A 23,879-nucleotide genomic window follows, 5' to 3' on the forward strand; every position below is an offset into this window, starting at 1 on the left:
TGCCGACGGCTCAGACTCGTCGGCACAGATACGTGGGAAGGACCTCACGTGACGGACACCATCGAATCCACCCCTGCGCCCGCGGCCAGTGCCCCGAAGAAGCGCGGCGGGGGACTCAACTCCCTGCTCCTGGCCGACTTGAAGTCGATGGCCGGCGGCATGGGGATCTCCGGCGCCTCGTCGATGAAGAAGGCCCAGCTGGTCGACGCCATCAAGGCTGCTCAGTCCGCGGGCCAGTCCGCGAGCCGGGCCGCCACACAGAGCAGCGCGCCCAGCAGCGACGCACAGCCGGCCGCCAGGAGCGAGAAGCCGGCACGGCAGCGGAAGAAGGCCTCGGCTGAGACGTCGACCCCGGAGGGGTCGGTCACCGAGACGGCTCCCGTGACGCCTTCCCAGGCCCCGGCCGAGAGGGCGGACACCCCGCGCGACGCGACGAGCCGGGCCCAGCAGGACGGGCAGCAGGACGGGCGGCAGGACGGGCGGCAGGCCCGCACCCAGGACGGCAACCAGAGTCGTGCCGACCGTGCCGAGGGCCGCAGCGACCGGAGTGACCGGAGTGACCGGACCGAGAACCGCGCCGACCGCGCCGACCGCGCCGACCGGACCGACCGGGCCGAGAACCGCAACGACCGCGCCGACCGGGGCGACCGGACCGACCGGGCCGAGAACCGCGCCGACCGGACCGACCGGACCGACCGGGCCGAGAACCGCACCGACCGGAGCGAGAACCGGGCCGACCGGGGCGAGCGGACCGAGAACCGGGTCGACCAAACCGACCGCACCGACCGCACGGAGAACCGGGCCGACCGGGCCGACAACCGCAGCGACAATCGGGACGAGGACGGCGGCAGCCGCCGCAACCGCCGCCGCCGGGGTCGCGACCGCGACCGGCCCCAGCCGGCTGACCGGGAGCGGGACCGGGACAGGGACCGGGACAGGGACCGGGACCGCGGCGCGGGTGTGGCCCGCGGCAACCGCAACGAGCCGGACACCACGATCCTCGAGGACGACGTGCTGGTCCCGGCCGCCGGCATCCTCGACGTGCTCGACAACTACGCGTTCGTCCGCACGAGCGGATACCTGCCGGGCACCGACGACGTCTACGTCTCGCTGTCGATGGTGCGCAAGTTCGGCCTGCGCCGGGGCGACGCCGTCCTGGGTCAGGTGCGCCAGCCCCGCGAGGGCGAGCGCAAGGAGAAGTTCAACCCGATGGTGCGCATCGACAGCGTCAACGGCGCCGAGCCGGAGACGATGCGCGACCGGCTCGACTTCTCCAAGTTCACCCCGCTGCACGCCAGTGAGCGGCTGCGCCTGGAGACCGAGCAGACCAACCTGATCGGTCGCGTGATCGACATCGCCGCGCCCATCGGCAAGGGCCAGCGCGGCCTGATCGTCTCCCCGCCCAAGGCCGGCAAGACGATGGTGCTGCAGTCGATCGCCAATTCCATCAGCACCAACAACCCCGAGTGCCACCTGATGATCGTGCTCGTCGACGAGCGTCCGGAGGAGGTCACCGACTTCCAGCGCACCGTCAAGGGCGAGGTCATCGCCTCGACGTTCGACCGGCCCGCCAGTGACCACACCATGGTCGCGGAGCTCGCGATCGAGCGGGCCAAGCGCCTCGTCGAGCTCGGACACGACGTGGTCGTGCTGCTCGACTCGATCACCCGGCTCGGCCGCGCCTACAACCTCGCCGCGCCGGCGAGCGGGCGCATCCTCTCCGGTGGTGTCGACTCCTCGGCCCTCTACCCGCCGAAGAAGTTCTTCGGAGCCGCCCGCAACATCGAGAACGGCGGCTCGCTCACGATCCTTGCCACTGCCCTCATCGAGACCGGCTCGAAGATGGACGAGGTCATCTTCGAGGAGTTCAAGGGCACCGGGAACATGGAGCTGCGCCTGCGCCGGGAGTTCGCCGACAAGCGGATCTTCCCGGCGATCGACGCCGTGCAGTCCGGCACCCGCCGCGAGGAGCTCCTGATGAGCAAGGAGGAGACCGCGATCGTGTGGAAGCTGCGCCGCGTGCTCTCCGGCCTCGACGGTCAGCAGGCCCTCGAGCTGCTGCTCGAGCGACTCAAGAAGTCGCAGAGCAACATCGAGTTCCTCATGCAGGTCCAGAAGACGACGCCGTCGGTCTCCGGCCAGAGCGACTGACGGCACCACATTCGCCCGGGAGCTCCGGGCGACGGGGGCCGGCGTACTCACGCAGTACGTCGGCCAGTCCGTTCATTCGTCCGCCGTGACGCGATCCCGGCCGATAGGGTCGCCTTGACTCTCGCAACGAGGAAGGCAGGCACAGATGGCTCGGATCGTGGTAGCCGACGACGACGTCGACATCAGGGAACTGGTGGAGTTCAAGTTGTCGACCCTTGGTCACGACATCGTGGCGGTCGCCGACGGGGCGGCCGCGATCGAGGCGTGCCAGGCGCAACGCCCCGATCTGGCCGTGCTCGACGTGATGATGCCCGGGATGTCCGGGCTCGAGGCGGTGCGCGTCATCCGCAACGACCCGGCTCTCGCCGACCTCCCCGTCATCCTGCTGACGGCGCGTGCCCAGGAGACCGACGTCGAGACCGGCTTCGAGTCCGGGGCCGACGACTACATCACGAAGCCGTTCAGTCCCCGAGAGCTCGCCACCCGCGTGCAGAACCTCCTGTCGCGCACCCAGTGAGGGAGACGCCGGTCGGGAATGTCCCGATTGGCACCGCTGTTCAGACCGGTGGCACACTTGTGCGCTGGTTCCGGTTCACGTGCCCGCAACAGGCGGGGACGACCCGGCGACCTTGGTCGAGAGGAAATCACATGCAGAAGGACATCCACCCGGAGTACGTCGAGACCCAGGTCACCTGTACCTGCGGTGCGTCGTTCACCACCCGCAGCACTGCCACGTCGGGCTCGCTCCGTGCCGACGTCTGCTCGCAGTGCCACCCGTTCTACACCGGCAAGCAGAAGATCCTCGACACCGGCGGTCGCGTCGCCCGCTTCGAGGCCCGCTACGCCAAGAAGACCGCTGACAAGTAGCACCGTCCGAGCGCCGGTCCCCACCTCCATGTGGGCGACCGGCGTTCGCCATTTCGGCAGGTGACGGCGGATCTACGACGAGGAGTGCACGTGTTCGAGGCAGTGGAGGGGCTCAGCGAGGAGCATGCCGAGCTGGAGCGACGCCTCGCCGCGCCCGAGACCCATGCCGACCAGCGGCTGGCCAAGCGCCTCAACCAGCGCTACGCCGAGCTGTCGGCGACGATCGCGGCCTGGCGCGAGTGGCTGGCCATCACCGACGACCTCGGCGCCGCCCGCGAGCTGGCGCAGGAGGACTCCGCGTTCGCGGCCGAGATCGAGCCGCTCGAGCTCCGGCTGGTCACCGCCGAGGAACGGCTGCGGCATCTGCTGGTGCCTCGCGACGCCACCGACTCGAAGGACGCCATCCTCGAGGTGAAGTCCGGCGAGGGCGGCGAGGAGTCCGCGCTCTTCGCCGGCGACCTGCTCCGCATGTACACCCGGTACGCCGAGACGCGGGGCTGGAGCACCCAGGTGCTTGACGCCACCGAGTCCGATCTCGGCGGCTACAAGTCCGTGACCGTGGCCGTCAAGGCGAAGGGCACGCCCGAGCCCGGCGAGGCGCCGTACGCCCTGTTGAAGTTCGAGGGCGGCGTGCACCGCGTCCAACGGGTCCCGGTCACCGAGAGCCAGGGTCGGGTGCACACGTCGGCGGCGGGCGTGCTGGTGATGCCCGAGGCCGAGCCCGTCGACGTCACCGTCGACGAGAACGACCTGCGCATCGACGTCTTCCGCTCGTCGGGTCCCGGCGGCCAGAGCGTCAACACGACCGACTCCGCCGTGCGCATCACGCACCTCCCCACCGGCATCGTCGTCAGCTGTCAGAACGAGAAGAGCCAGCTGCAGAACAAGGAGTCGGCGATGCGCATCCTCCGGGCGAGGCTGCTCGCCGCGGCCGAGGAGGAGGCCAACGCCGAGGCCAGCGCGGCACGGAAGAGCCAGATCCGCACGGTCGACCGCTCCGAGCGGATCCGCACCTACAACTACCCCGAGAACCGCATCTCCGACCACCGCACCGGCTACAAGGCCTACAACCTCGACCAGGTGCTCGACGGCGACCTGCAACCGGTGCTCGACAGCTGCGTGCAGGCCGACCTGGCGGCCCGGCTCGACGCGCTCGAGTCCTGATGCAGCCGCGTCGCGCCGCAGTGCTCGCCGAGGCGGTCGACCGGCTGCGCGAGGCCGGCGTCGCGAGCCCCGACCATGACGCCGCCGCGCTGCTGGCCCACGTGTACGCCATCCCGCGGGGGCGCCTGTACGAGATCGACCTCGTCGGGGACCCGCAGCGTGCCGCCTTCTCCGCGCTGGTGGCGCGCCGGGCCCAGCGCGAGCCGCTGCAGCACCTCACCGGCTCCACCGGCTTCCGCCACGTCGACCTGGCCGTCGGGCCGGGCGTCTTCGTGCCGCGGCCCGAGACCGAGCTGCTGGCGGGATGGGCCATCGAGGCAGCCCTCGCCCTTGCTGCGCCGGTCGTCGTCGACCTGTGCACCGGGTCGGGGGCGATCGCGAAGGCGGTGGCCGACGAGGTGCCGGACGCACGCGTGCACGCCGTCGAGCTCGACGAGGCCGCGCACGCATGGGCGGAGCGCAATCTCCGCGGCACCGGGGTCGACCTGCGACAGGGCGACATGGCCGATGCGTTCGGCGACATCCTCGGTCAGGTTGACGTGGTCGTCTGCAACCCGCCGTACATCCCCCTGGAGGCGTGGGAGTCGGTGGCTGCCGAGGCCCGCGACCACGATCCGCACCTCGCGCTGTTCTCCGGGGCCGACGGGCTCGACGCGATCCGCGTCCTGGAGAGCCGGGCGGCCGTGCTGCTGCGGCCCGGGGGACTGGTGGGCGCCGAGCATGCCGACGTCCAGGGCGCGTCGGCGCCTGCGGTCTTCAGCCGGGCGGGCCGGTGGTCGGAGGTCCGCGACCACGACGACCTGGCCGGCCGTGCGCGGTTCGTGACGGCACGACTGGCACGATGACCCTCATGCGTTTTCCGACGACCACCGACGACGAGCTCGAGGCGGCCATCGACGCGGCCAGCCTGGCCGTCCGTCGCGGGGAGCTGGTGGTCTTCCCCACCGACACGGTCTACGGCGTCGGCGCCGACGCGTTCGACCCGGAGGCCGTCCAGCGCCTGCTGGACGCCAAGGGGAGGGGTCGCGACATGCCGCCGCCGGTGCTGGTGAGCGCCTCCACGACCCTCGACGCCCTCGCCGTCAACGTCCCGGGCTGGGCGCGCGCGCTGGTCGCTGAGTTCTGGCCGGGTCCGCTCACGCTGGTGTGTCACCAGCAGGCGTCCCTGCAGTGGGACCTCGGAGAGACGCGCGGCACGGTCGCCCTCCGGATGCCCGACGACGAGATCGCGCTCGCCGTGCTCGAGCGCACCGGGCCGCTCGCGGTGAGCTCGGCCAACGTCACCGGCCGGCCGGCCGCGCACGACGCGGACGAGGCGGAGACGATGCTCGGCGACGCCGTGTCGGTCATCATCGACAGCGGCCCCACCGGCGGTGCCGACCCGTCGACGATCGTGGACGCCACCGGAGACCGGGGCCGCATCCTGCGCCGGGGGGCGCTGGCCATCGAGGAGCTCAACGCCGTCCTCGAGCCGCTGGGCGCCACCCTCACCGACGAGGGCTGATGCGCGAGTACCTCCTCGTCTTCCTCGTCGCCGCCACCGCGACGTACCTGCTGACCGTCATCGCCCGCGAGATCGCGCTGCGCACGGGAGCGGTGGCCGAGGTCCGCGACCGTGACGTCCACGCCGAGCCGATCCCCTACCTCGGCGGGCTGGCCATGCTCGGAGGCCTGGTCGCGGCGTACTTCGTGGCGCGGGAGCTGCCGTTCCTCTCCGGGAGCGACCCGTTCGTGTTCCGCGACGCCGGCGTGGTGCTGATCGCGGGTGCCCTGATCTGCGCCGTGGGCGTGGTCGACGACCTGTTCGACATCGATGCCCTCACCAAGTTCGGCGGACAGGTGCTGGCGGCCGGCCTGCTCGTCTACTTCGGCGTGCGCTTCTACTACTTCCCCAACTCCGACGGCGCCCAGCTGTCGCTCGACCCCGCGCAGGGCGCCCTGCTGACCGTGCTGATCGTCGTGTCGACCATGAACGCCGTGAACTTCGTCGACGGGCTCGACGGCCTGGCGGCGGGGGCGGTGGGCATCGGCGCCCTGGCGTTCTTCGTCTTCTGCTACCAGCTGGCCAACCTGAACGGGTTCACGCTCGCCACCACCGGGGCGCTCCTCTCGGCCGCCCTGGCGGGCGCGTGCACGGGCTTCCTGCCGCACAACTTCCATCCGGCGCGGCTGTTCATGGGCGACAGCGGGTCGATGCTCATCGGGCTGGTCCTCTCGGCGAGTGCGGTGACGATCACCGGTCAGTTCGACGGCACCGACATCACCCGCTCCGACGACGGCAGCCGCTCCGGTGCGCTGCTGCTGCTCCCGCTGCTGCTGCCCGTGTCGCTGTGCCTGGTCCCGCTGGCCGACCTCGTGATGGCCGTCGTACGGCGCACCCGGGCGGGCCGGTCGCCGTTCTCGCCCGACAAGCAGCACCTCCACCACCGGCTGCTGGAGATCGGCCACTCCCAGCGACGCGCCGTCTTCATCATGTGGCTGTGGGCCGGCCTGGTCAGCTTCGGCGCGGTGATCGTGAGCCTCTACACGGGACCGCTCATGTGGTCGTCACTCGCCCTGATGGCGGCGTTCACCGTGGCCCTGACGTTCGTGCTGCCGCGGGTCAACAAGCCGGTGCTGGCGCGGGCGGAGGAGCACGAGGAGGGCTGACTTTGGCCCGCCCGGGGACTTTGTGATAACTTTCACGAGCACCCGGAGCACAGCCCGGGTGCCGCCCGCAGTCCCTCCACAGAACGGCCGCCGTGATGACGACCGAGTCGAAGCAGGTCACCCGCCCGCAGGGCATGTCCGTGCTCCTCGGTGCGGCCGCTGCCGGCCTCGTCGTTGCCATCGCCATCACCGTCGTCGGTGGGCTCGCGGCCGGATCCACCGCCGCGTACGGCGCCCTCACCGGCGCCGCTCTCGCGCTCGCGGTCTTCATGGTCGGGTCCTTCTCGGTCGACGCGGTCGCTCGAGCGATGCCCAGCGCGTCCCTCCTCGTCGCGATGCTGACCTACACCCTCCAGGTCGTCGTGATGGCGCTGGTGTTCGTGGCCCTCAACCGCTCGGGCCTGCTCGACGAGACGCTCGACCGCCGCTGGCTGGCTGCCGGGGTCATCGCCGTGACGGTGACCTGGCTGATCGGGCAGATCTGGCTGACCACTCGCGCCCGCATCCCGGTCTACGACCTGCCCGCCTCCTCGGTGCCCGAAGGCACCGTCGAGCGACCCGACGTGGGTGCGCGATGACCCGCGCGGACTGCTATTGTCCGGGGCGCGATGGCACAGCAGACTCCTCCGTCACCGCACCCCGACGACATGCCGAAGGGCGACCCGTGGCACGCATTCGGGTACCTCGTCTCCGGGGTGCTCGTCTACGGACTCATTGGGTGGGGGCTGGACCGTTGGCTGAACACCAGCTTCCTCGCGGTCGTCGGCATTCTCGCTGGCGTCAGTCTGGGGATCTACATGACCTGGAAGCGCTTCAACGCACCATGGAACACCAAGCAGTAGTGCCCGCAGCACGAACCATCGTTTCGCAGCAGACGCAGACACAGGAGACTCCGTGAGCATGATCGCCATGTCACTGAAGAGTGACTTCACGCCCCCGGGCCCCGGCGACTTCAACCTGCCTCCCATCGGGGCGGACAAGACGTTCGGGTTCATGGGCGAGACGATGTACCTCGGCGTCACCAAGCCGATGCTCCAGCTGGTGCTGGCCGCCGCGATCGTCTTCGTGTTCTTCTACGTCGCCTCGCGCCGCCGGGCCATGGTGCCGGGCCGGCTGCAGTTCGTCGGCGAGGAGGCCTACTCCTTCGTGCGCAACTCGATGGGCCGCGACATCATCGGCAGTCAAGACTTCATGCGCTTCGTGCCCTACCTCTTCGCGCTGTTCTTCTTCATCCTGCTCAACAACGTCTTCGCGACCATCCCGTTCATCCAGTTCCCGACGCTGTCGCGCTCGGGGATGGTCTACGGTCTCGCGCTGCTCAGCTGGGTGATCTACAACGCGGTGGGCATCAAGAAGCACGGCTTCGTGGGCTACCTCAAGCTGCAGTCGGTGCCCGCCGGCATCAGCGGCCCGATCCTCGGCCTGCTGGTCCCGCTGGAGTTCCTCTCCAACATCGTGGTCCGCCCCGTCACGCTCGCCCTCCGACTCTTCGCCAACATGCTGGCCGGCCACCTGCTGCTGATCCTCTTCGCGCTCGGCGGCCAGTACCTCATCTTCGAGATGTCGCTGGCGTACGCCCCGGTCGGCATCCTCGCCTGGGTGCTCTTCGTCCTCATCGCCTTCCTCGAGCTGCTGGTGCAGTTCCTGCAGGCGTACGTCTTCGTGCTCCTGAACGCCATGTACATCTCCGGTGCCGTCGCCGACGAGCACTGAGAGACCGCTCCACCCCTGTCCGACCCACACGTTCGAACAAAAGCAGTACCAACCGAAAGGAACTCGCCGTGACCGGTGAACTCAACGGCTCGCTCAACATGATCGGCTACGGCCTGGCGGCCATCGGCCCCGGCGTCGGCATCGGCCTGATCTTCGCCGCCTACATCAGTGGTGTCGCGCGTCAGCCGGAGGCCCAGAGCCGCCTGCAGTCGATCGCCATCTTGGGCTTCGCCCTTGCCGAGGCTCTCGCCATCATCGGTATCGCCCTCGCGTTCGTCCTCAACTGACCGTCCGGCGACCACCGACCGATAGAAGGACCTGCCAATGCAGACTGTGATCCTCCGGGCGGCCGAGGAAGAGCACACGCTCAACCCCCTCGTCCCGCACCCGGTCGAGATCGTTCTCTCGCTCGTCGTCTTCGCCATCCTCTTCTGGCTGGTCAAGAAGTACGTCGTCCCGGGCTTCGAGAAGACCTTCGCCGAGCGCACCCAGTCGATCGAGGGCGGGTTGGCTGCGGCGGAGACCAAGCAGGCCGAGGCCGACGCCAAGCTCGCAGAGCTGCAGAAGCAGCTGGCCGACGCCAGGCACGAGGCCGCGCGCATCCGTGAGGAGGCGCGTGAGCAGGGTGCCCAGATCGTGGCCGAGATGCGGGAGCAGGCGCAGGCCGAGTCCAGCCGCATCGTGGAGCACGGCAAGGCACAGATCGAGGCCGAGCGCCAGCAGGCGGTCACCTCGCTGCGTGCCGAGGTCGGCAGCCTCGCCACCGGTCTGGCCGGTCGCATCGTCGGCGAGAGCCTGGACGACGAGGCTCGTCAGAGCCGCGTGGTCGAGCGCTTCCTCGCCGAGCTGGAAGGCGCCAGCTGATGTCGTTCCGAGGTGCCTCGGCCGGGGCGTACGCCGCCCTCAGGGAGCTGCTCGACGAGCAGCTCTCCGGCGACGTGGACGCGGCCAAGCGGGCCGGCGACGACCTGTTCGGCGTCTCGCAGCTGCTCCGGCGCGAGGCGTCCCTGCGCAGGGTCGCCACGGACGTGTCACTGCCGGCCGAGGCCAAGCAGGGTCTGGTGCGCCAGATCCTCGACGGCAAGATCGACGGCGCGGCCGGATCGGTCGTCGACGCGGCGGTCGCTCAGCGCTGGACCCGCACGCGTGACCTCGCCGACGCCCTCGAGAGCCTGAGCGAGGTTGCCGTCGTCACGTCCGCCGGCAGCGACTCGGGCCGGCTGGCCGACGAGCTGTTCTCCTTCGCGCAGACCGTCAACCACGCACCCGAGCTGCGCGACGCGCTCTCGGACCCGTCGCGGTCGGTCGACGACAAGGTGAGCCTGCTCGACGGGCTGATGGCCGACAAGGCGCTGCCTGCCACGGTCACCCTGGCCAAGCACGCGCTGGCGGGGACCTACCGGACCGTGGGCGTCGCGCTGACGACGTACCAGCACGTAGCAGCAGAGCTACACGGCGAGAAGGTGGCCACCGTCCGCGTGGCCCACCCGCTCGCCGACGGTGACATCCAGCGCCTCACCGACGCCCTGTCGCGCCAGTACGACCGGGAGATCCACCTCAACGTCGTCGTCGACCCCGACGTCATCGGCGGCATCCGTGTCGAGATCGGTGACGACGTCATCGACGGCACCGTGGTCAGCCGCCTCGACGACGCCCGCCGCCAACTTGCCGGCTGACCACCCAGAACTCATCGAGCAGACGAGAAGTCAGGACTAGAAATGACGGAGCTAACGATTCGTCCGGACGAGATCCGGGACGCGCTGCAGCGCTTTGTGTCGGACTACAAGCCCGAGACGGCCAGCAAGGAAGAGGTCGGCACCGTGGCCGAGGCCGCGGACGGCATCGCCCGGGTGAGCGGCCTGCCCTCGGTCATGGCCAGCGAGCTGCTCGAGTTCGAGGACGGCACCCTGGGCATCGCCCTGAACCTCGACACCCGGGAGATCGGCGTCGTGGTCCTCGGTGACTTCGACAAGATCGAGGAGGGCCAGGCGGTGCGCCGCACCGGCGAGATCCTCTCCGTGCCCGTCGGCGACGGCTACCTCGGCCGGGTCGTCGACCCGCTCGGCGTGCCGATCGACGGCCTCGGCGAGCTCGAGACCAGCGGTCGTCGCGCCCTGGAGATCCAGGCTCCCTCGGTGATGGCCCGCAAGTCGGTGCACGAGCCGCTCGCCACCGGCATCAAGGCGATCGACTCGCTCACGCCGATCGGCCGCGGCCAGCGCCAGCTGATCATCGGCGACCGTGCGACCGGCAAGACCACCATCGCCATCGACACGATCATCAACCAGAAGCAGAACTGGGAGTCCGGCGACCCGGACAAGCAGGTGCGCTGCATCTATGTCGCCATCGGCCAGAAGGGCTCGACCATCGCCTCCGTGCGTGGCGCCCTCGAGGAGGCCGGCGCCCTGGAGTACACCACGATCGTCGCCTCGCCGGCGTCGGACTCCGCGGGCTTCAAGTACCTCGCGCCGTACACCGGGTCGGCCATCGGCCAGCACTGGATGTACGACGGCAAGCACGTCCTGATCGTGTTCGACGACCTGACCAAGCAGGCCGAGGCCTACCGCGCCGTGTCGCTGCTGCTGCGTCGCCCGCCGGGTCGCGAGGCCTACCCGGGTGACGTCTTCTACCTGCACTCCCGCCTGCTGGAGCGCTGCGCGAAGCTGTCCGACGACATGGGCAAGGGCTCGATGACCGGCCTGCCGATCATCGAGACCAAGGCCAACGACGTCTCGGCGTTCATCCCGACCAACGTCATCTCGATCACCGACGGCCAGATCTTCCTGCAGTCCGACCTGTTCGCCGCCAACCAGCGGCCGGCCATCGACGTGGGTGTCTCGGTCTCGCGCGTGGGTGGCTCGGCGATGACCAAGGCGATGAAGGCCGTCACCGGATCGCTGAAGGTCGACCTGGCGCAGTTCCGCGCCATGGAGGCCTTCGCGATGTTCGCGTCCGACCTCGACGCCGCCTCGCGCCAGCAGCTCGACCGCGGCCAGCGCCTGATGGCCCTGCTCAAGCAGCCGCAGTACTCCCCGTACCCGCTGGAGGAGATGACGGTCTCGCTGTGGATCGGCACGTCGGGACGCCTCGACAACGTCCCGACCGACGACGTCAGCCGCTTCGAGCAGGAGTTCCTCGACTACCTGCGCCGCTCGCACGAGGGCATCCTCGCCGGGATCCGCGAGACGACGAAGTTCGAGGACTCCACCGAGTCGGAGCTCAGCTCGGCGTACGACTCCTTCCTCGACCAGTTCGAGACCTCCGACGGCCAGTCGATCAAGGCCGGCCAGGAGGCGCACGTCGCCCTCGAGGACGAGGACGTCGAGCAGGAGCAGATCGTCAAGCAGAAGCGGGGCTGACCATGGCTCTCTCGGTACGCGAGTACCGCGCGCGGATCAAGTCGACGGAGTCGATGAAGAAGATCACGCGTGCCATGGAGCTCATCGCCGCGTCCCGCATCATCAAGGCGCAGCAGCGAGCCCAGTCGGCCGCGCCGTACGCCCGTGAGCTGACCCGAGCGGTGTCGGCCGTGGCGACGTTCTCAAACGTCGAGCACGCGCTGACCACCGAGCCCGAGAACCCCAAGCGGGCAGCACTCCTGGTCGTGACCAGCGACCGGGGTCTCGCCGGTGCCTACTCCTCCAACGTTCTCAAGGAGGCCGAGCGCCTCGTCGAGAAGCTGAAGGGCGAGGGCAAGGAGGTCGACCTCTACATCACCGGCCGCAAGGGCGAGGCCTACTTCAAGTTCCGCCAGCGCCCCGTGGTGCAGGCGTGGACGGGCTTCTCCGACCAGCCGACGTACGACGTCGCCGCTGACATCGGCGCCACGCTCATCGAGGCGTTCCTCGGCGACGACGACGAGACCCCCGAGGACGCACCCCAGGGCGTCGACGAGGTGCACGTGGTCTACACGCGCTTCCGGTCGATGCTGGTCCAGGAGCCCACCGCCGTCCGCCTCCTCCCACTGGAGGTCGTGGAGGGCGAGGAGAAGCCCGGTGACGACGACCTGTTGCCGCTCTACGAGTTCGAGCCCTCGCCTGCCGAGGTGCTCGACTCCCTGCTCCCGCGCTACGTCCAGAGCAGGATCTTCTTCGCGCTGCTGCAGGCCGCCGCCTCCGAGCTGGCTGCCCGACAGAAGGCGATGAAGTCCGCGACCGACAACGCCGACGAGCTCATCAAGAAGTACAAGCGAATCGCCAACCAGGCTCGTCAGGCTGGCATTACCCAGGAAATCAGCGAGATCGTCGGCGGCGTGAACGCCCTTGCCGACGCACAAGCCGGGAGTGAGTGAGAGACATGACTGCCACTGTTGAAGAGACGACGGAAGGCACCAAGGGCGGCGGCGTCGGCCGCATCGCCCGCGTCATCGGCCCGGTCGTGGACATCGAGTTCCCGACCGACGCGATGCCTGGGATCTACAACGCGCTCGAGGTCGACCTGACCCTGAACGACGAGACCCAGACCATCATCCTCGAGGTGTCCCAGCACATCGGTGACGGCATGGTGCGCGCCATCTCCATGCGCCCCACCGACGGACTGGTGCGCGGTGCCCAGGTGACCGACACCGGCGAGTCGATCAGCGTGCCCGTGGGCGACGTGACGCTCGGCAAGGTGTTCAACACCACCGGCGACTGCCTCAACCTCGCCGAGGGCGAGACGCTCGACGTCAAGGAGCGCTGGGGCATCCACCGCCGGCCCCCGGCCTTCGACCAGCTGGAGTCCAAGACCCAGATGTTCGAGACCGGCATCAAGGTCATCGACCTGCTCACGCCGTACGTCCAGGGCGGCAAGATCGGCCTGTTCGGTGGTGCCGGCGTCGGCAAGACCGTGCTCATCCAGGAGATGATCGCGCGGGTCGCGAAGGACCACGGTGGGGTGTCGGTGTTCGCCGGTGTCGGCGAGCGGACCCGTGAGGGCAACGACCTGATCGCCGAGATGGAGGAGGCCGGCGTCATCGGTCAGACCGCCCTCGTCTTCGGCCAGATGGACGAGCCGCCGGGCACCCGCCTGCGGGTCGCCCTGTCGGCGCTCACGATGGCGGAGTACTTCCGCGACGTGCAGCAGCAGGACGTGCTGCTCTTCATCGACAACATCTTCCGGTTCACCCAGGCCGGCTCCGAGGTCTCCACGCTGCTCGGGCGGATGCCCTCGGCCGTGGGCTACCAGCCCAACCTCGCCGACGAGATGGGGCAGCTGCAGGAGCGGATCACCTCGACGCGCGGTCACTCGATCACCTCGATGCAGGCGATCTACGTGCCCGCCGACGACTACACCGACCCGGCCCCGGCCACGACGTTCGCCCACCTGGACGCCACGACCGAGCTGTCGCGTGACATCGCCTCGATGGGCATCTACCCGGCGGTCGACCCGCTGACGTCGACCTCGCGGATCCTCGACCCGCAGTACATCGGTGACGACCACTACCAGGCCGCCATCCGGGTCAAGCAGATCCTCCAGCGCAACAAGGAGCTGCAGGACATCATCGCCATCCTCGGTGTCGACGAGCTGTCGGAGGAGGACAAGGTCATCGTCCTCCGGGCGCGCCGCATCCAGCGGTTCCTCTCGCAGAACACCTACGTCGCCAAGCAGTTCACCGGCATCGAGGGCTCGACGGTCCCGGTGGCCGACACGATCGAGGCGTTCAACAAGATCGCCGCCGGTGAGTACGACCACGTCGCCGAGCAGGCGTTCTTCATGTGCGGCGGTCTCGACGACGTCGAGGCGAAGTGGTCTGAGATCCAGAAGAGCCTGTGATGAGTGACGCCCAGCTGCGGGTCGAGCTCGTCGCCGCCGACCGCCTCGTGTGGTCGGGGGAGGCGAAGATGGTCATCGCGCGCACCACGGAGGGCGACGTCGGCATCCTGCCGAACCACGCGCCGATGCTGGCGGTGATCATCGAGGGTGTCGTCGACGTGCAGACCGCCGACGGGGAGACCTGGGTCGCGGCCGTGGACGCCGGCTTCCTCTCGGTGGCGCACAACCGTGTCTCGATCCTGTCCGAGCACGCCGAGATGTCCCACGAGATCGACCTGGAGAAGGCACGCCAGGATCTCGAGCGGGCCAAGGCCCTGGGCGAGAACGACGACGAGGCGCAGGAGGCGGTCCGCCGGGCCGAGGCCCGGATCCGAGCTGTCGAGATGGCCTCCTGATTCGAGACCGAACTCCACCAGTAGGGTGAGCGCACGGGAAACCGTGGCTCACCCTGCTGGATTTCAGGGGTTGCCCCTCAGGTCGCAGGCCTGGGGGGCATGTCTGGTCTGTGACTGCCGCGGCCCCGGAGTCCCGAGACGACGAGGGTGCAGGAGGGCTGGATGCCGGTATGGCAATGGCTGCTGGACTCAGCCGGCATCGTCTTGGTACTCGTCCTGTGTTACGGCATCGCGCTCATCGTGCGTCGCCGCCTGCTCGCCCGACACGGTGGGACCTTCGAGCTGAGCTACCGCATCCGCACCGGGCGCGCGGGTCGCGGGTGGCTGCTCGGGCTCGGGCGCTACTCCGGTGACACGCTGGAGTGGTTCCGCATCTTCTCGCTCTCGCCCAGGCCCAAGCGTGTGTGGCAGCGTGGGCAGCTCGCCTACGCGGGCCGCCGGGACCCCTCGGGCGTCGAGCAGATGTCGCTGTACGCCGACCACGTCGTGGTCTCCTGCACCACCGATTACGGGCAGCTGGAGCTGGCCATGGACCCGTCGTCGCTGACGGGGTTCCAGTCGTGGCTCGAGGCCGGTCCCCCTGGGGGCGTCCGGCAGTGGTGACCGCGGGGTCCCCGGCAGCGCGCAACGCGGTGGGTCTCTCGTTCTTCCTCAACGGGCTCTGCTTCTCGACGTGGGTGTCGCGCATCCCGGAGGCTCGCTCCAGCTTCGACCTCTCCAACGGGTCGCTGGGCCTGCTCCTCCTCACCATCGCCGTCGGGTCGCTCCTGGCCCTGCCCACGACGGGGGCGGCGATCACCGCGTGGGGGACCGTGCGAGTCGTCCGGATGGGTGCGCTGGCCGCGGGCCTGGGCCTGATCGGTGCCGCGATCGGACTGGGCATCCTCCTGCCCCTGACCGGCAGCCGGGCTGTTCGTCTACGGGCTCGGAATCGGCGTCTGGGACGTCGCGATGAACGTCGAGGGTGCCGAGGTCGAGCGCCACCTCGGCCGCTCGATCATGCCTCGCTTCCACGCCGGGTTCAGCCTCGGCACCGTCGTGGGCGCACTCGCGGGTGCTGGTCTCGTGGGCCTGGATGCGCCCGCCTCCTGGCACCTCGGGGTCGTGGCCACAGCCTCGTGCGGCCTGGTGTGGTCGACCTCGAGGTCCTTCCTGCCCATCCCGGACCTCTCGCACGAGGAGCGCCCGGGGGCGTACCGGGCCTGGCTCGAGCCGCGCACCATCGTCATCGGCGTCATGGTGCTCGCGCTCGCCCTCACCGAGGGCACGGCCAACGACTGGCTCGCGGTAGCGCTCGTCGACGGCTACGACGTCTCGCACCCGGTGGGGGTCGCCGGCTTCGCACTGTTCGTGGCCGCGATGACGGGCTGCCGGTTCGTCGGCACCGACCTCATCGACAGGTTCGGCCGGGTGGGAGTCCTGTGGTCGACCATGGCGGCAGCCGGACTCGGCGTCGTGCTGATCGTGTTCGGCCAGCACCCTGCCGTGGTCGCGGTCGGCATCGTGCTGTGGGGTGCGGGGGCGGCACTGGGCTTCCCCGTCGGCATGAGTGCGGCGGCCGACGACCCCTCGCACGCGGCGGCACGCGTCAGCGTGGTCTCGACGATCGGCTACGCCGCCTTCCTTGCCGGCCCGCCGCTGCTCGGGTTCCTCGGCGACGAGGTGGGCACGCTCAGCTCGTTGCTCGTGGTCGCCTGCGTCCTCGTCCCGGCTGCGCTGGCCGTCCCCGCCGCCCGGCAGCCAGTGCGGCTCAGCGGCTGACGACGCTCAGGCGCACCGTTCGGGCGGGGCTCGTCCCGGCGGCGTTGCGGGCGAGCACCGTGATCCGGTAGCGGCCGGGCGGGAGCCTCTTGCCGTGCACCGTGGCACGCAGCACCACGAACGAGGTGCCGGCGGGCAGGCTCCTGGCCAGCGTCGCGGTGAAGCTCTTGCGCCGGGGCTCGCCCGGAGCCCGGAGCCGGGTGAGCTCGATGGCGACCTGGGCGCCGGTCGTGAGAGTGATCCTCGCCCGCGTCCTTCGCGCGACGTCGGCTGCCGAGGCCGTGATCCTCTTCGTCGTCAGCGCGAGCCGGGTGATCTTGGGTGGGGTCCCGGCGCTCGGGGTGGGTGGGGTCCCGGTGGTGGGGGTGGGTGCGGTCTCGGGGGGCTCCGACGCCTCGACGTCGCCGGGGACCACGGTGACAGTGCCGCTCATGGTGCTGGCGTTGCCGACCTTGTCGGTCGCGGTGACGGTGACCGGGTAGGTGCCGGTGGTGTCGTAGCTGTGCTTGACGGTGGCTCCGTCGGCGGTGCCCCCGTCGCCGAAGCTCCAGGTGGTCGAGCTGACCGGCGACCAGGCGTCGTACCCGGTGACGGAGAACTCGAGCGGCTCTCCGACGGTGCCGGTGGCCGGGATCCCGGGACGGGCGAGCACGGGTCCTGCGGCATCGAGCCCGGTGGCCTGCGTGGTGCTGGCGCCCAGGGCGTCGGTCCAGACGACGCAGGCGTTGCCGGCCGGGTCGACCGCGATCTCGGGGTCGCCGACGTCGCGAGGGCCGGAGAGGGTGACGGCTGCGCTCTGCGAGCCGCCACGCATCCTGACCGCCCGGATGTCGTGGTGGCTGCCGTTGAAGCGCTTCCACACGACGGTGGTGGTCCCGTCGGGTGCCGTGTCGAGGTCGGGGGCGAAGGCCGCGTCACCGCCGCCGGAGATGGTGGTCGCTGCCGACCACGACCCCGTGGCGGAACCGCTCGAGGACGCGATGACGAACGTCGACCCCGTGCCCCGCGACCACGCGGCGGTGGCCCCGCCGCCGGGGCGGGCGGAGATGTCGATCGACTCGATCTGCTGGCCGCCCGCGGACAGCGTCGAGGGCGTGCTCCAGCCGGCACCCGCCGGCCGCGAGCTCGCCTGGGCCACGACGTCGGTGAGCACGTCGCCCCAGGTCCACGCCGCGGCTACGTTGCCGTCGCGGTCGCCCGAGAGGCGGAGGGCATAGACGTGGCGACCGCCGCCCGAGAGGTCCACCGGGCCGGACCACGCACCGGCGCTCGGGCGCCGAGCGGCCTGTACGACGTCCTGGGACCCGTCGGACCGCAGCCAAGCGGCCGTCAGGTCACCCGAGGCGTCTGCGACGACGCGGGGCTCGTGGGCGTCCTGGCCGACGGCGGACAGACGGCTCGGGGTGCTCCACGTGCCCGTGGGAGCCTGCACGGCCGCCACGACCTCGCGGCTGTCGGAGGTGTGGCGCTGCCACGCGACCACCACTCCGCCACCGGGCAGGGCGGCCACGTCCGGCAGCCGAGAGTCCAGGCCCGGCTCGGAGACTGCCTCGGGTGCCGACCAGGTCCCCTCGGCAGGGCGGCTCGCGGTCGTGACCACCTGGTGCGAAGCGTCCTGCCGGGCCCAGACGGCGGTCACCCGGCCACCGTCGTCGACCGCCAGGCGCACCTCAGTCGGCAGCAGGTGCTGTCCGATCGACGCGAGCGTGACCGGACCCGACCACGACCCGCCGGCCGGGCGGGTCGAGGCCTGGACGACGTTCGCCGCGCCGTTGAAGTGCAGCCACACCGCCGTGGCGTTGCCCGCCCGGTCGAGCACGACCTCGGGCGCCTGGGCGTTCTGGCTCCCGTCGGAGATGCTGGCGGGACCGGTCAGCCAGGTCGGCTCGGCCGACGAGGGTGACGAGGGTGACGCGAGGAGGCCGGATGCCACAGCGACCAGGAGCGCGATCCTGAGACCGATCCTGGGCAGGCGAGACTTGGGACGCATGAGTCTCCCCCTCCGGGCTCGGTGGTCCGCGGCCATTGGAGCACGCCGGGTGCGCCGGGGCATGCCCCCGTTGAGGTATCTGCGCCTGCCCGGTGCGGCCCAGGGCGACACGCGGAGCCTGGAACTGGATCAGCCCCGCTCGCCCCCGGGCTTCCAGAGCACGTCGCCCTGCTCGCGGTTGGCGTGCCGGGCGAGGATGAACAACAGGTCCGAGAGGCGGTTGAGGTAGGTCAGCGCGAGCACGTTCATGGTGTCCTCGTGCTCGGCCCAGGCCGCCCAGCCGGACCGCTCGGCCCGGCGTACGACCGTGCGGGACACGTGCAGGTGGGCCGCGCCGGGCGTGCCGCCGTTGAGGATGAACGAGCGCAGCTTGGGCAGCGGCTCGTTGTAGGTGTCGCACCAGCCCTCCAGCCGGTCGACGTAGCCCTGCTCGACTCGAAGCGGCGGGAACTCCGGGTCGGCGACGACCGGCGTGCACAGGTCCGCGCCGACGTCGAACAGGTCGTTCTGGACCCGGACCAGCAGGTCGGTCACGCCGGCCTCGAGGTCCCCACAGGCGAGAGCCACGCCCAGCGAGGCGTTGGCCTCGTCGACGTCGGCGTACGCCGCCAGCCGGAGGTCGGTCTTGGACGTCTCGCTCATGTCGCCCAGTCGGGTGGTGCCGGCGTCGCCGGTGCGGGTGTAGATCCGGGTGAGGTTGACCATGAGGCCGAGCGTAGTGCGCGTCCCGGCCTGTCCACGTGCCTCCTCCAGCACGTCACAGCAGTCACACCCGCCACATGGCGAACGCCGGTCCGATGCCATGTCCGGTATCCGGCTGCCGCGTGGAGGGCCGGCCAGACAGGCCGAAAAAGGTGAGGCGCAGACGCAACCGGGTGAGGTATCACAGCGTCATAGGGGTCAGGAACTGCAGTCGGTGGGGGCCGGGTGCAGCAGGGCGGGCGTCACGCAGGCGGTGGCGGGGACCGGCGCTGGGGACGTCGGATTTGGGAGGACACGTGGACATCATCAGGGACGGTCCGACGCTCGTGCTGAGAGGCGATTTCGACGTGCGCAACACCTGGGCGTTGCGGGCAGCGCTATATGAGCATCTGGAGGAGAACCTCCTCGGACACGACTCGGACGTCGTGATCGACATGACCCACGTGACCACCGTCGACGTGACCGCGCTGAGGGTGCTCGCGGTGGCGACACGAGAGGCGATGCGGCACGGGCACCGGCTCACGCTGCGCGGCTGCGGCCCCCATGTGCGCCGCATGCTGCACATCTCCCGGCTGATCCGGGTGGTCGAGGTGGAGCGCCGAGCAGCCTCCGCCTGAGCCGCACGTGGGGATTCCCACACGCAGACCGGTTACGCGGTGGTAACCACAGCCATACTCTCGTCCCCATGACTGAGCTCTCCCCGAGTGACCCGGCCGGGCCCGCCGCGAAGGACCGGCCCTGGGTGATGCGGACGTACGCCGGGCACTCGACGGCCGCTGCGTCGAACGCGCTCTACCGCGCCAACCTCGCGAAGGGCCAGACCGGGCTCTCGGTGGCCTTCGACCTGCCCACCCAGACCGGCTACGACCCCGACAGCCCGCTGGCGCGCGGGGAGGTCGGCAAGGTCGGCGTACCCGTGCCGCACCTGGGGGAGATGCGCCGGCTCTTCGACGACATCCCGCTGACTGCGATGAACACCTCGATGACGATCAACGCGACGGCGATGTGGCTGCTGGCCATGTACCAGGTGGCCGCGGAGGAGCAGAACCCCGACCTCGACCCCGCCGAGGTCGCGGCCCAGCTGGCCGGCACCACCCAGAACGACATCATCAAGGAGTACCTCTCGCGCGGCACCTACGTGTTCCCACCGGAGCACTCGCTGCGCCTGACCGGCGACATGATCGCCTACACCGTCCACCAGATCCCGAGGTGGAACCCGATCAACATCTGCAGCTACCACCTGCAGGAGGCGGGGGCGACGCCCGCGCAGGAGCTGGCCTACGCGCTCTGCACGGCGATCGCGGTGCTCGACCAGGTGAAGGAGTCGGGCCAGGTCGACGAGGCCGACTTCGAGCAGGTCGTCGGCCGGATCTCCTTCTTCGTCAACGCCGGTGTCAGGTTCGTCGAGGAGACGTGCAAGATGCGGGCGTTCGTCGAGCTGTGGGACGAGATCACCCGCGAGCGCTACGACGTGCAGGACCCCAAGATGCGACGGTTCCGCTACGGCGTACAGGTCAACTCCCTGGGGCTCACCGAGGTCCAGCCCGAGAACAACGTGCAGCGGATCGTGCTCGAGATGCTGGGCGTGACGCTGTCCAAGAACGCCCGCGCGCGCGCCGTCCAGCTGCCGGCGTGGAACGAGGCGCTCGGGCTGCCGCGACCTTGGGACCAGCAGTGGTCGCTGCGGATGCAGCAGGTGCTGGCGTTCGAGTCGGACCTGCTCGAGTACGACGACATCTTCGACGGCTCCACGGTGATCGAGGCGAAGGTGGCCGAGCTGGTGGCCGGAGCGAGAGCCGAGATGGACCGGGTGCAGGCCCTCGGCGGGGCGATCGCGGCCGTGGAGTCCGGCTACATGAAGCAGGAGCTGGTATCCGCGCACGCTGCGCGCCGAGGCCGGATCGAGTCGGGTGAGGAGGTCGTCGTCGGGGTCAACAGGTACGAGTCCACCGAGCCGTCGCCCCTGACGGCCGACCTCGACGCCGCCATCATGGCCCCCGATCCCGAGGCCGAGCGGTCTGCCCTCAGGTCGGTCGAGGAGTGGAAGGCCCAGCGCGACGATGCGGCAGTCGAGTCGGCGCTGGCCCGGCTCGCCAGGGACGCCAAGACGACGGCGAACCTGATGGCGGCGACCCTCGACGCGGCCCGGGCAGGCGCCACCACGGGGGAGTGGGCCGGCACCCTGCGCGAGGTCTTCGGCGAGTTCCGGGCCCCGACGGGAGTGTCGGGAGCCGTGGGGGTCGCCGAGTCGGGCGCGGAGCTGGCCGCAGTGCGCGAGCGGGTGCGAGCCACGGGCGCGGAGCTCTCCGGCAACCAGGGTGGCCGACTGCGCCTCCTGGTCGGGAAGCCGGGGCTCGACGGCCACTCCAACGGCGCCGAGCAGGTCGCCGTACGCGCGCGTGATGCCGGCTTCGAGGTGATCTACCAGGGCATCCGGCTCACGCCCGAGCAGATCGTGGCCGCGGCGGTCGCCGAGGACGTCCACTGCGTGGGCCTCTCCATCCTCTCCGGTTCGCACATGGAGCTGGTGCCGTCGGTGCTCGAAGGTCTCGCGGAGGCCGGCTCCGGTGACCTGCCGGTGATCGTCGGCGGGATCATCCCCGACTCCGACGCACGCAGGCTCCGTGAGCTCGGCGTGGCCGCCGTCTACACCCCCAAGGACTTCGGGCTGACCGAGATCATGGGCGGCATCGTCGACGTGATCCGCAGGGCCAACGACCTCGACTGAGCGCGCGTTAGCGTGAGGACATGAGCGACCTCCAGTGCCCGACCCGGGTCTTCCTGGCCCGGCACGGGCTCGCGGACTACGAGACTTCCCTCGTCACCGACGACGGCGGCAGCCTGTCGGCCGAGGGGCGCGAGCAGGCCCGTGGGCTCGCCGAGGCGCTGCGCGGAGAGCGCATCGCCCGGGTCTGGACCAGCCCGCTGTCGCGTGCCGTTCAGACCGCCGAGATCGCGGCGGCCGCCCTGGGCGTCGACGTGGTGGTCCGCGAGGGCCTGCGGGAGTACGGCGTCGGGTCGCTGGCCGGCTCGGACGCCGACGAGGCCGCCGTGATCGGTGCGGTGTTCCGGGCCTGGGCCGACGGCGACGACGAGGCGGCCATCGACGGCGGCGAGGTGATCGCCGACATCGTGAGCCGCGCGGCCGGCGTGCTCGAGGAGATCGCCGACCAGCACCGGGGCGAGGCGGTGCTGGTGGTCAGCCACGGCGGAGCGATCATGACGAGCGTGCCCGAGCTGGTCGACCGGCCCCGCCAGTGGGCCTACGACCTGGCCCTGCCGGGTGGCGGCTTCGTCGCCCTGGAGCGCGATGCCGACGGGTGGCGGCTCACACCGCAGCGCCCGCGATGTTGACCATCCACGGGACGCCGAAGCGATCGTTGAACATGCCGAACTCGTCGCCCCACATCTGCATCTCGAGCGGCATGATGACGGTGCCGCCCGCGGAGAGGCCGGCGTACCACTGCCGCAGCTCCGTGACGTCGTCACCCGACAGGCTGACCGCGACGTTCTCGCCGGGTCTGTGCTCCATGCCCGGCGGGGTGTCGGCGGCCATGATGGTGAAGCCCGCGGGCGTCTCGAGCTGGCCGTGCATGAGCAGGTCAACCTCCGGGGCAGCGGGGTCGGCGTACTCGCCGAACGTGTGGGACTCGAGCTCGCCGCCGAGGACCGACTGGTAGAACGCCAGCGCCTCGGCCGCGTTGTCCTTGAAGCTGATGTAGGGGTTCAGTCGCGAGGCCACGGCAGGCTCCTTCCTGGGCGGGGCATCGACGCTAGCCCCTGCCGCCGGCCTCGTGAAGTGTCAGCCAGGGGTCTCCCTGATCGCAGGACGAACCATAGGTAAGGCAATCCTAAATCGGTGTACAGTGCCGTGCGTGGGCAAGGACAAGCGCAAGAACCGGGTCTCCAGGGACGACGGCACACAGGTCGCCAAGCTCCCGAAGAAGAAGTGCTGCGTCTCGAAGCCGCGGTGCAACCGGTGCCCCCTGCGCATGCTGAAGGAAGGCACGCTGCCCGAGGGTTATACGGTCAAGAGGCGCAAGCTCGTCACGGTCGACCAGACCGGTGCGAAGAAGAAGTCGAAGAAGATCGCGGCCTGACCCGTCGCCGTACCCTCAGGAGCGCCCCGTGCCCGCAGCCCGATTCGTCGAGCAGCTCAACGTCCAGATCGGCCATGAGCTCGCGGCCCACAACCAGTACCTCGCCTGCGCGATCTACTACGACGCCCTGACGATGCCCCGGATGGCGGCGTTCTTCTACGATCAGGCGCTCGAGGAGCGCGGGCACGCGCTGATGATGGTGCAGTACCTCCTCGACACCGACTCCGCAGTGGTGCTGCCCGGGGTGGAGGCGCCCGAGTCGGCGTTCGACAGCCTGGTCGCGCCGGTGCGCCTGGCCCTCGACCACGAGAAGTCGGTCACCGAACAGATCAACACGCTGCTCAGGATCGCGCGTGAGGAGTCCGACTTCGCCTCCGAGCAGTTCATGCAGTGGTTCATCAAGGAGCAGGTCGAGGAGATCGCCACGATGAGCGACCTGCTCGCCGTCGTCACCCGCAACCAGGACGACATCGAGGACATCGAGGAGTACGTCGCTCGCGAACAGGGCGCCGCGGTGGACGACCCCACGGCGCCGCGGGTCGCCGGCGCCTGAAGGACCGGACCTGACGCCTCGGGCCTGAGTGTCACCCATGGATGAGAACGTCTTCATCCCGCCCTCACCGCACGTTCATA

General features: G+C 70.1%; 27 protein-coding genes. 24 read left to right on the forward strand and 3 right to left on the reverse strand.

The genetic code is table 11. The features are described from left to right. The first annotated feature begins 48 nt into the window (after positions 1-48). The 19 genes from rho (at position 49) to ACP7BP_RS13485 (ending at position 16,454) form a co-directional block, all read left to right on the forward strand. The gene (gene rho / locus ACP7BP_RS13395; RefSeq protein ID WP_426245175.1) at positions 49-2,151 is read left to right on the forward strand and encodes a transcription termination factor Rho; all 2,103 of its coding nucleotides are present in this window, start codon (positions 49-51) and stop codon (positions 2,149-2,151) included. A gap of 145 nt (positions 2,152-2,296) precedes the next feature. Further along, a complete protein-coding gene (locus tag ACP7BP_RS13400; RefSeq protein WP_426245177.1) occupies positions 2,297-2,668 on the forward strand; it encodes a response regulator transcription factor in 372 nt (123 codons plus the stop codon). 131 nt (positions 2,669-2,799) lie between these two features. Beyond that, positions 2,800-3,018 carry a 50S ribosomal protein L31 gene (gene rpmE / locus ACP7BP_RS13405; protein ID WP_426245178.1) on the forward strand — a complete coding sequence of 73 codons (219 nt, stop codon included), beginning with the start codon at positions 2,800-2,802 and terminating at the stop codon, positions 3,016-3,018. A 90-nt stretch (positions 3,019-3,108) separates the two neighbouring features. Further along, complete coding sequence (gene prfA, locus ACP7BP_RS13410) at positions 3,109-4,182, forward strand: peptide chain release factor 1 (protein ID WP_426245179.1); 1,074 nt, start codon at positions 3,109-3,111, stop codon at positions 4,180-4,182. Then, entirely contained in the window at positions 4,182-5,027 is an 846-nt protein-coding gene (gene prmC / locus ACP7BP_RS13415) for a peptide chain release factor N(5)-glutamine methyltransferase (RefSeq protein WP_426245181.1), read from the forward strand. The genes prfA and prmC overlap by 1 nt, the downstream gene beginning before the upstream one ends. Before the next feature lie 5 nt (positions 5,028-5,032). After that, positions 5,033-5,686 (forward strand): L-threonylcarbamoyladenylate synthase, encoded by a 654-nt coding sequence (locus tag ACP7BP_RS13420; RefSeq protein ID WP_426245182.1) that lies wholly within the window; start codon positions 5,033-5,035, stop codon positions 5,684-5,686. Next, entirely contained in the window at positions 5,686-6,831 is a 1,146-nt protein-coding gene (locus ACP7BP_RS13425) for a glycosyltransferase family 4 protein (protein ID WP_426245184.1), read from the forward strand. The genes ACP7BP_RS13420 and ACP7BP_RS13425 overlap by 1 nt, the downstream gene beginning before the upstream one ends. Positions 6,832-6,926: 95 nt before the next feature. Then, entirely contained in the window at positions 6,927-7,409 is a 483-nt protein-coding gene (locus ACP7BP_RS13430; protein WP_426245185.1) for a hypothetical protein, read from the forward strand. 30 nt (positions 7,410-7,439) lie between these two features. Then, positions 7,440-7,673 (forward strand): AtpZ/AtpI family protein, encoded by a 234-nt coding sequence (locus ACP7BP_RS13435; RefSeq protein ID WP_426245187.1) that lies wholly within the window; start codon positions 7,440-7,442, stop codon positions 7,671-7,673. 67 nt (positions 7,674-7,740) lie between these two features. After that, positions 7,741-8,544: a F0F1 ATP synthase subunit A gene (atpB, locus tag ACP7BP_RS13440; RefSeq protein WP_426245189.1), complete on the forward strand. Its 804-nt coding sequence runs from the start codon at positions 7,741-7,743 to the stop codon at positions 8,542-8,544. Positions 8,545-8,642: 98 nt separating this feature from the next. After that, positions 8,643-8,831 carry an ATP synthase F0 subunit C gene (gene atpE, locus ACP7BP_RS13445; RefSeq protein ID WP_426245439.1) on the forward strand — a complete coding sequence of 63 codons (189 nt, stop codon included), beginning with the start codon at positions 8,643-8,645 and terminating at the stop codon, positions 8,829-8,831. Between the two features lie 37 nt (positions 8,832-8,868). Next, positions 8,869-9,408, forward strand: a complete 540-nt coding sequence (locus ACP7BP_RS13450) for a F0F1 ATP synthase subunit B (RefSeq protein ID WP_426245191.1) — start codon at positions 8,869-8,871, stop codon at positions 9,406-9,408. Beyond that, complete coding sequence (locus ACP7BP_RS13455; RefSeq protein ID WP_426245193.1) at positions 9,408-10,220, forward strand: F0F1 ATP synthase subunit delta; 813 nt, start codon at positions 9,408-9,410, stop codon at positions 10,218-10,220. Before ACP7BP_RS13450 ends, ACP7BP_RS13455 begins: the two co-directional genes overlap by 1 nt. 42 nt (positions 10,221-10,262) lie before the next feature. Further along, positions 10,263-11,903 carry a F0F1 ATP synthase subunit alpha gene (gene atpA, locus ACP7BP_RS13460; protein WP_426245195.1) on the forward strand — a complete coding sequence of 547 codons (1,641 nt, stop codon included), beginning with the start codon at positions 10,263-10,265 and terminating at the stop codon, positions 11,901-11,903. A gap of 2 nt (positions 11,904-11,905) precedes the next feature. Beyond that, entirely contained in the window at positions 11,906-12,835 is a 930-nt protein-coding gene (locus tag ACP7BP_RS13465; RefSeq protein WP_426245197.1) for a F0F1 ATP synthase subunit gamma, read from the forward strand. Next, entirely contained in the window at positions 12,832-14,298 is a 1,467-nt protein-coding gene (gene atpD, locus ACP7BP_RS13470) for a F0F1 ATP synthase subunit beta (protein ID WP_426245198.1), read from the forward strand. The genes ACP7BP_RS13465 and atpD overlap by 4 nt, the downstream gene beginning before the upstream one ends. After that, positions 14,298-14,693 carry a F0F1 ATP synthase subunit epsilon gene (locus tag ACP7BP_RS13475; RefSeq protein WP_426245200.1) on the forward strand — a complete coding sequence of 132 codons (396 nt, stop codon included), beginning with the start codon at positions 14,298-14,300 and terminating at the stop codon, positions 14,691-14,693. The genes atpD and ACP7BP_RS13475 overlap by 1 nt, the downstream gene beginning before the upstream one ends. A 162-nt stretch (positions 14,694-14,855) precedes the next feature. Further along, entirely contained in the window at positions 14,856-15,296 is a 441-nt protein-coding gene (locus ACP7BP_RS13480; RefSeq protein WP_426245202.1) for a DUF2550 domain-containing protein, read from the forward strand. A gap of 348 nt (positions 15,297-15,644) precedes the next feature. Beyond that, positions 15,645-16,454, forward strand: a complete 810-nt coding sequence (locus tag ACP7BP_RS13485) for an MFS transporter (protein WP_426245203.1) — start codon at positions 15,645-15,647, stop codon at positions 16,452-16,454. Here the strand turns inward: ACP7BP_RS13485 and ACP7BP_RS13490 are convergent. Both ACP7BP_RS13490 and ACP7BP_RS13495 read right to left on the reverse strand, forming a co-directional pair. Next, positions 16,444-18,444, reverse strand: a complete 2,001-nt coding sequence (locus ACP7BP_RS13490) for a PKD domain-containing protein (RefSeq protein ID WP_426245205.1) — start codon at positions 18,442-18,444, stop codon at positions 16,444-16,446. The genes ACP7BP_RS13485 and ACP7BP_RS13490 overlap by 11 nt on opposite strands. A gap of 129 nt (positions 18,445-18,573) precedes the next feature. After that, on the reverse strand, positions 18,574-19,149 hold the full coding sequence (locus ACP7BP_RS13495) for a cob(I)yrinic acid a,c-diamide adenosyltransferase (protein ID WP_426245206.1): 576 nt from the start codon (positions 19,147-19,149) through the stop codon (positions 18,574-18,576). 293 nt (positions 19,150-19,442) lie between these two features. Between ACP7BP_RS13495 and ACP7BP_RS13500 the strand changes: the two genes are divergently transcribed. The 3 genes from ACP7BP_RS13500 to ACP7BP_RS13510 all read left to right on the forward strand — a co-directional run bounded on the left by ACP7BP_RS13500 (position 19,443) and on the right by ACP7BP_RS13510 (position 22,500). Continuing rightward, positions 19,443-19,763 (forward strand): STAS domain-containing protein, encoded by a 321-nt coding sequence (locus ACP7BP_RS13500; RefSeq protein ID WP_426245208.1) that lies wholly within the window; start codon positions 19,443-19,445, stop codon positions 19,761-19,763. Between the two features lie 68 nt (positions 19,764-19,831). Then, positions 19,832-21,874, forward strand: a complete 2,043-nt coding sequence (locus tag ACP7BP_RS13505) for a protein meaA (RefSeq protein WP_426245209.1) — start codon at positions 19,832-19,834, stop codon at positions 21,872-21,874. Positions 21,875-21,894: 20 nt separating this feature from the next. Then, positions 21,895-22,500: a histidine phosphatase family protein gene (locus ACP7BP_RS13510; RefSeq protein WP_426245211.1), complete on the forward strand. Its 606-nt coding sequence runs from the start codon at positions 21,895-21,897 to the stop codon at positions 22,498-22,500. Here ACP7BP_RS13510 and ACP7BP_RS13515 read toward each other — a convergent pair. After that, the gene (locus tag ACP7BP_RS13515; protein ID WP_426245213.1) at positions 22,475-22,888 is read right to left on the reverse strand and encodes a VOC family protein; all 414 of its coding nucleotides are present in this window, start codon (positions 22,886-22,888) and stop codon (positions 22,475-22,477) included. The genes ACP7BP_RS13510 and ACP7BP_RS13515 overlap by 26 nt on opposite strands. Positions 22,889-23,021: 133 nt before the next feature. Here ACP7BP_RS13515 and ACP7BP_RS13520 point away from each other — a divergent pair, with 133 nt between their 5' ends. After that, complete coding sequence (locus tag ACP7BP_RS13520; protein ID WP_426245215.1) at positions 23,022-23,246, forward strand: hypothetical protein; 225 nt, start codon at positions 23,022-23,024, stop codon at positions 23,244-23,246. A 28-nt stretch (positions 23,247-23,274) separates the two neighbouring features. Further along, positions 23,275-23,799: a ferritin gene (locus ACP7BP_RS13525; protein ID WP_426245216.1), complete on the forward strand. Its 525-nt coding sequence runs from the start codon at positions 23,275-23,277 to the stop codon at positions 23,797-23,799. Positions 23,800-23,879 lie beyond the last annotated feature (80 nt).

This window comes from Nocardioides sp. LHG3406-4, assembly GCF_049897745.1.
Taxonomy (GTDB): domain Bacteria; phylum Actinomycetota; class Actinomycetes; order Propionibacteriales; family Nocardioidaceae; genus Nocardioides.